At 69.9% G+C, this 6,437-nt stretch carries 8 protein-coding genes; 3 read left to right on the top strand and 5 right to left on the bottom strand.

The genetic code is table 11. The features are described 5' to 3' along the window. The first annotated feature begins 40 nt into the window (after positions 1-40). The 3 genes from ACFZAX_RS29560 (at position 41) to ACFZAX_RS29550 (ending at position 1,157) form a co-directional block, all read left to right on the top strand. Positions 41-244: a DUF397 domain-containing protein gene (locus ACFZAX_RS29560; protein WP_390965396.1), complete on the top strand. Its 204-nt coding sequence runs from the start codon at positions 41-43 to the stop codon at positions 242-244. Continuing rightward, entirely contained in the window at positions 241-438 is a 198-nt protein-coding gene (locus ACFZAX_RS29555) for a DUF397 domain-containing protein (protein ID WP_390965355.1), read from the top strand. Before ACFZAX_RS29560 ends, ACFZAX_RS29555 begins: the two co-directional genes overlap by 4 nt. Positions 439-641: 203 nt before the next feature. Next, positions 642-1,157 (top strand): DUF664 domain-containing protein, encoded by a 516-nt coding sequence (locus ACFZAX_RS29550; protein ID WP_390965354.1) that lies wholly within the window; start codon positions 642-644, stop codon positions 1,155-1,157. Between the two features lie 217 nt (positions 1,158-1,374). Here the strand turns inward: ACFZAX_RS29550 and ACFZAX_RS29545 are convergent, their stop codons facing one another. The 5 genes from ACFZAX_RS29545 to ACFZAX_RS29525 all read right to left on the bottom strand — a co-directional run bounded on the left by ACFZAX_RS29545 (position 1,375) and on the right by ACFZAX_RS29525 (position 6,385). Continuing rightward, the gene (locus tag ACFZAX_RS29545; RefSeq protein WP_390965353.1) at positions 1,375-2,376 is read right to left on the bottom strand and encodes a GDSL-type esterase/lipase family protein; all 1,002 of its coding nucleotides are present in this window, start codon (positions 2,374-2,376) and stop codon (positions 1,375-1,377) included. Between the two features lie 950 nt (positions 2,377-3,326). Continuing rightward, positions 3,327-3,719, bottom strand: a complete 393-nt coding sequence (locus tag ACFZAX_RS29540) for a peptidase inhibitor family I36 protein (protein WP_390965352.1) — start codon at positions 3,717-3,719, stop codon at positions 3,327-3,329. A 151-nt stretch (positions 3,720-3,870) separates the two neighbouring features. Beyond that, the gene (locus ACFZAX_RS29535) at positions 3,871-4,224 is read right to left on the bottom strand and encodes an anti-sigma factor antagonist (RefSeq protein ID WP_390965351.1); all 354 of its coding nucleotides are present in this window, start codon (positions 4,222-4,224) and stop codon (positions 3,871-3,873) included. Continuing rightward, on the bottom strand, positions 4,221-5,582 hold the full coding sequence (locus ACFZAX_RS29530) for a SpoIIE family protein phosphatase (protein WP_390965395.1): 1,362 nt from the start codon (positions 5,580-5,582) through the stop codon (positions 4,221-4,223). The genes ACFZAX_RS29535 and ACFZAX_RS29530 overlap by 4 nt, the downstream gene beginning before the upstream one ends. Further along, positions 5,582-6,385 (bottom strand): alpha/beta fold hydrolase, encoded by an 804-nt coding sequence (locus tag ACFZAX_RS29525; RefSeq protein WP_390965350.1) that lies wholly within the window; start codon positions 6,383-6,385, stop codon positions 5,582-5,584. Before ACFZAX_RS29525 ends, ACFZAX_RS29530 begins: the two co-directional genes overlap by 1 nt. Positions 6,386-6,437: the final 52 nt, after the last annotated feature.

The following is a 6,437-nucleotide window of genomic DNA, read 5'->3' as shown; positions in this document are numbered from 1 at the left end:
CGTGGGCCGCCTTCATCAACAGCGTCCGACGGAGCGACCGGTGATCACGGTCGATCTCCGCCGTGCTGTCTGGCGCAAGTCCACCTACAGCGACGGTGGTGACAATAACTGCCTCGAAGTCGCCGACAACTTCCCCGGCCTCGTCCCCGTCCGCGACAGCAAGAACCCCACCGGGCCCGCGCTCGTCATCAACGCCCCTGCGTGGGCCGCCTTCATCAACAGCGTCCGACGGAGCGACCGGTGATCACGGTCGATCTCCGCCGTGCTGTCTGGCGCAAGTCCACCTACAGCGACGGCGGGGCCAACAACTGCCTCGAAGTCGCCGACGACATCCCCGGCCTCGTCCCCGTCCGCGACAGCAAGAACCCCACCGGGCCCGCGCTCCTCATCAGCGCCACCGCCTGGACCGAGTTCGTCGCCTTCGCTGCCCGACGATGAGGCGCCGGGGCGCAGGACATGGCCTCGTACTCGTCTCTCCGCATGCGGCCCCGGGCCATGGACCGGCTCGGGGCTGCGGTTGTCCGGGAGGCTCGGGGCGTTCCACGACCCGGGGCCGACCCGCGCAGGCGTCACCGTGTGCGCGCACCCCGGAGCCGGAAATCCGATTGCGCTTCCCAGCCGCCCCGGTAGCGTGCGCCGTCATGACACGGGAACTGAAGCGCCCCCCGCTCCAAGCGGACGAACGAACCTCGCTGGTCGGCTGGTTGGACCTGCAGCGGCAGATTCTGCGCTGGAAGTGCGAGGGGATCGGCGAGGAGGACGCGCACCGTTCGGTCGTCCCGACCTCACCGCTCATGACGATGGCCGGTCTCGTCTCCCACATGCGCTGGACCGAGCACATGTGGCTGGAGGTGCTGTTCCTCGGCGGGGACGAGAAGCAGAACCCGGCGTTCGACGAGTCGGTCGAGGCCGCCGACTGGGCCACCGAAGGCCGCTCCCTCGCTGAACTCCTCGCGGAGTACGAGGCCCAGTGCGCGCGCAGCAACGAGATCGTCGCCGCGGCCTCCCTGGACGACGTCGGCCGGCACTCCGGCTTCTACTCCGGCGGCGCCAACCTCCGCTGGATGCTGATCCACCTCGTCGAGGAGACCGGGCGCCACGCGGGGCACGCGGACATCGTCCGGGAGCTCCTCGACGGCACCAAGGGCTATTACTGAGACGCATGAGGGCTTCCCTCGCGCGTGGACCCGGCTCCGACTCACCGAAGCACGCAGTGCGTGCGCCCGGCGCGGCGCGCACGCCGTCGGCCAGGTCCAGCAGCGCTCTCTCCTCAGCCCCGCTCAACTGTCACCTGTCCGAACCAACCCCCAGTCGCTTCCGGCGCCCCCGCACAGGTTCACCGGGTTCGACGGCCGGGGGGCGATCGAGCCCCGCTCACCATCCCGTCGGCAGGCTCCTGAGGAACGAGGCAAGTCGGTCGGCGATCACCCGGTCGTCGCGAGCGGAGGTGTGCCCGTCGCATCCGAGGAAGTCCAGGCCCGTCTGATCGAGGAACCAGTAGTGGACCCCGCTGTCGCCGGCGTCGTTGCACGTCTCGACGACCTGCCGCACATGCTCGGCGTTTCTGTCGAAGCCGACGGCCACGAGGGTGGTGCCGGGACCGTAGCGTGTCCGCAGTTTCCGCAGGAACACGCCGTAGGCGGTGCGGTAGGCGGCCGCGAGGCTGTCGGGCGTCCACGGTTCACCGGGGGTGAGGTCGGTGAAGTCGTTGGAGCCGAGGTTGACCACCACGATCTGGGGGCGCCACGTCCCCGGGTTCTGCCAGACATCGCCCTCCACGTTCAGCAGGGCGCGGTCGTAGTAGGTCCGGTACGTGAGGTCCGGGCAGATGCCGGCGACGTTGCGCACCATGCCGAGGCCGGAAAGGCCGTTGATCTGGTAATCGGCGTCCAGCTGCTGAGCGGTGAGGGCGCCGTGGCTCACGTCGGTGTTGGTGTTCCGCTTGAGCTGCTCCGGATCGCAGTCGAGAGTGCCCGAGACATTGCCGTAGCCCACCGTGATGGAGTCTCCGATGAACTCGATCTGGCGGTCCCGGGGCGCCGGCTTGCTCAGTACGGCACCCCCGGGGGCGGCGAGGAAGCCTCCGAACGTGCTGGTGTCCCCCGGGGTGTCGTTGCGTTTGACGACCCGGACCGTGTGTTCGCCTTCCCGCAGGCCGTCGATCCAGTGCGTGGTGTCGCCGGGTGCGACGAGGGTGGCGACGGTGGCCCCGTCGACCTGGACGTCATAGTCGGCGGCCGCGCAGTCGAGTACCACCCCGAGGCCTGTCCCGCGGAAGCGGGCCTCGAAGTACACCCCGGGCCAACTGAACTGCAGCGTCTCCCCCAAATCCTTGACCCGACCCGCCGTGTGCACCTGCTCCGAGACGCTCTTCACGGGGAGCAGTTGCCTCAGCTCGTGCCGCGAGCCTGCGTCCGTCGCCGCAGGCTCCGCCGGACGCCTCCCGCACTCTCGCTCCGTGTCTCCTCCTCTGAAGGCCATCTGCGTGCCATCTCTCCGTCCGTGTGGCGCATCGGTGGGTCACAGTTGAACGTCCGATGTTCCACCCTTGACTCCCTTGACCGTCAACCGATTTGAAGGGTGGGAACGGATCAACAGGCGCCCCGTGCACAAGACGTGTGGGGCTGTCATTGATCGGTGCGCATGCGGGGCACCGCCCGACAGGCGGTACTTTCGAAACGGCCTGGCGGTCGGAGCGGCGAGGACCGGCCTCCTGACTTCGCCGAACAACTGGATCGTGAGGGCGGCGAGGACGCCGTCCCTGCCGATGGCCCGCCCGTCTCCCGTAAGGGTGGACAGAGCCAGGACGGACTCCGGCACCGACTCCGGCACGGACTCCGAAATGGACGAGCGCGGGTCGGACGGCTTGACCGGCGTCATCGGCGCGACCGCACCGAACCGTTTGTTCCCGCCCTCCCGGACGGCCATGGCCGCGTCCCGGGAAAGATCCGTCAGGAACACACTCGCGGTCCCGTCCAGCTCACGGACCAACGCCGGGACGGCTACCGGACCCCGTTCGCGCAGCCGACTCCCACCTCCAGCTCGAACACCGCTGTGGCGAGGGATGGTTCGAGCTCCGGTACGTCCATGTCCGCGACGTGCACTGTTCCTCGCTCAGAAAGTTCGCGGGCACCGTCCGCTCCTTGGTCGTCGGCGTGCTTCGCGCGCGACAGTGCCGGGCTGTCCGGCGGAGCGGGCGGTGGTTCCCCGAGTGCAGCACGGAACATCGTCCCTGAGGCGCGCGTACGGCGGGCCGTGCAGCAGCCGAACGGCCGCCGTCCTCCCTCGTACGGCGGGAGGACGGCGGGACCGGTCGACCCGTCGGCTCAGCCCCCGCAGCCGTAGCCGGAGTGGGCCTCGATGCTGGTCACCGAATTGTCGTAGAGAGCCCAGAGTTCCTGCTTGTTACCCGGCTCGATGATCCAGTTGAGGCCGCGGAAGTCGGCATCGGTCCAGATGCACACGTTGAGGCTGCTGCGGTTCCACACCGAGCCCGCCCGGTCGTTCCACGCCGAGCCGATGTTGCGGTTGTCCACCGGATCGAGCTGCAGGACGTCCCCGGTGAGGCTGGGGCCGTCGAAGAGGCAGACCTTCCCGTCCGAACAGCGGGCCACGCCCCCGTCCTTGGGGTCATCGGCCAATGCGGTTCCCGGAGCCACCAGTACCGCGGTGGCCGCGATGACCGCCCCCAGAGCCGCGGTCCTGAATGCCAGTTTCATGAATGTCCATTCCCGTCGTTCCGGTGGATGCGGACAGGGTCGCCGCGTCCGGCCTTCACCACGTGGAGGTCATCCGACCGGGAGACGGTTCCCCCACGCTCTCGCGGGTCGGGTTTCCAGCGGCCCGGAACCGGTCCGTCGGGGCCGGGACTCAGCCCGCGAGCGGATCACGCTCGGCGGCCTCCCCGCCGTCCGAGCCGATCGCGAAGACCTGGTTGAGGCCCAGGACGCCCAGGATGCGCGCGGTGTTGGCGGGGACCGCGATCAGCGCTACGCGGCCGCCCCGGTCGGCGGCCAGGCTTCTGGCCGACAGCAGGGCACTGATCCCGCTGGAGTCGCAGAAGGCCAGGCCGGCCAGATCCAGGACCAGCAGTTGCCCCACTGCGAGGGCGAGGCCGTCCAGGGCCTCGCGCAGTTCGGGCGCGGTGGCGTAGTCGAGGTCACCGATGATCCCCAGTACCGGGCCGGTGGCTGCGTCGCGGGTGGTGATCGTCAGTGGGCTCATGTCAGGTGGTCACTCGCGGTGGTGGGAAGCGGGACGGGGGCGCCGGGGGCGGGGACACCGAGGGCGAGGAGCGCGGTGTCGTCGTCGAGACCGTCGCCGAAGGAGTCGAGCAGCCCTCCCAGGGCGGCGATCAGGGCTTTCGGGCCCTGGGCGGGCTGGGCGGCGGTGAAGGCGCGCAGGGCTTCGTCGCCGTACAGCCGGCGGTCGGGTCCGATACGGGCCTCGGTCAGACCGTCGGTGTACAGGAGCAGAGTGTCGCCGGGGAGCAGCCGGGTGCGGGCGGCGGTGAACGGGGCCTGGGGCATGACGCCCACGAGCAGCCCGCCAGGGGTGGGGAGGTAGTCGGCGCTGCCGTCGGCGCGCTGGATCAGGGCGGAGGGGTGGCCGCCCGAGGCCAGGTGCACGTCGACGTGGCCGTCGCCGGGTTCCAGGGTGCCGAACACGACGGTGCAGAAACGCCCTTCGCCGCTGGCGTACCGCTCGTGCAGGACCGTGTTCAGAGTGGTGAGCGCGGTGACGGGGTCGGCGTCGTGGAGGGCGGCGGCGCGCAGGGTGTAGCGGGCCAGCGACGTGACCGCGGCGGCCTGGGGGCCCTTGCCGCACACGTCGCCGAGGAAGAACGCCCACCGGTCGCAGTCCAGGGGGAAGAGGTCGTAGAAGTCTCCGCCCAGGAGGTCCGGGGAGGCCGTGTGGTAGTACGAGTCGGCCTCCAGACCCGGAATCTCGGGCAACTGGGAGGGCAGCAGGCTCTGCTGGAGGGCGGCGAGTGCCTCCTGGAGCCGGACGCGGTCGGCCTCGGACTGCCTTCGGGCTTCCTCGGCCGCCTGGCGGGCTTCCTCGGACTGCCGACGGGCCTCCTCGGCCACTCGGCGGGCTTCCTCGGCCGCCTGGCGGCCACGGAGCAGCTCCGTCTCGTAGGCACGGCGGTCGCGGGCGTCGAAGACGGTGGTACGGATCAGTAGCGGCTCGTCGTTCTCGCTGGTCTTCACCTTGGAGGTGACCAGCACCGGCATCCGCCGGCCGGTAGCGGCCTTTATGTCGATGGCGACGCCGCTGACCTCGCCCTTCATCTGCAGCATCGGCGCGAAGTGCGTCTCGTGGTACAGCTTGCCGCCCACGGTCAGCAGGTCGGCGAACCGCATCCGTCCCACCACCCGGGACCGTTCCAGGCCCAGCCAGTCCAACAGGGTGCTGTTGATCTTCGCGATGGTGCCGTCCATCAGCGTCGACAGGTAGCCGCACGGGGCCTGCTCGTAGAGTTCCTCGGCACTGTCCTCCAGCAGCGAGGTGAACACCGTGTTCGTGGCGTCCACGTCCTGCCCGTCGCCCGGTTCCGGGGACTGACCGGTGCGGCACATCATGAGGCGGCTCCGAGGAAGTCGGCGATCGCTCCGGCCGTGGCCTGCGGTGCGCTCAGCTGCGGACAGTGCCCTGTCGCCTCCAGGGTGACCAGCCGGCTGCCGGGTATCGCGTCGCGGACGTAGGCGCCGACCTCGCGGGGGGCGATCACGTCGTGCCTGCACTCGATGATCAGGGTCGGTGCCGTGACCGTCCGGAGGTCCTCCCGGCTGTCGGACAGGAACGTCGTGCGGGCGAAGACGCGGGCCATGTCCGGGTCGGTCGCGCAGAACGAGGCGGTCAGCTCCTGGCCGAGTTCGGGCCGGTCGTCGTTGCCCATGATGACGGGGGCCATCGCCGCCGACCAGCCCAGATAGTTCGATTCGAGCGACTCCAGCAGCTCGTCGATGTCCTCCGCGCTGAACCCGCCGCGGTAGCCGTCCTCGTCGATGTAGCGGGGTGAGGGAGCGACCATCACCAGCCGGGAGATGCGCTCCGGTGCCTTCGCCGCCGCGAGTACCCCCACCATCGCGCTGACCGAGTGCCCCACGAACGTCACCTCCCGCAGGTCCAGCTCCTCGACCACGTCCAGCACGTCCCTCGCGTAGCCGTCCAGAGAGCTGTAGCGCTGCTCGTCCCAGGCCGCGGGGACCGCCCGGCCCGAGCCCACGTAGTCGAAGAGCACGACTTGGTGGCTCTCCGCCAGCGCCGGCACGACCAGGCGCCACATGTTCTGATCGCAGCCGAATCCGTGCGCCAGCAGAAGCACCGGTCCATCGGCACGGCCGGTGACGGTCACGTTGTTCCTGCGGCGCACATCCATACCGGCCAGTCTGCCACTGCCCCGGTCCCACCTGGGAAAGGGTCCGGGCACC

The sequence above is a fragment of the Streptomyces sp. NPDC008125 genome (assembly GCF_042957125.1).
Classification (GTDB): Bacteria; Actinomycetota; Actinomycetes; order Streptomycetales; family Streptomycetaceae; genus Streptomyces.
Note: the sequence above shows the minus strand (reverse complement) of the source record. Positions and strands in the feature narration are given on the sequence as shown.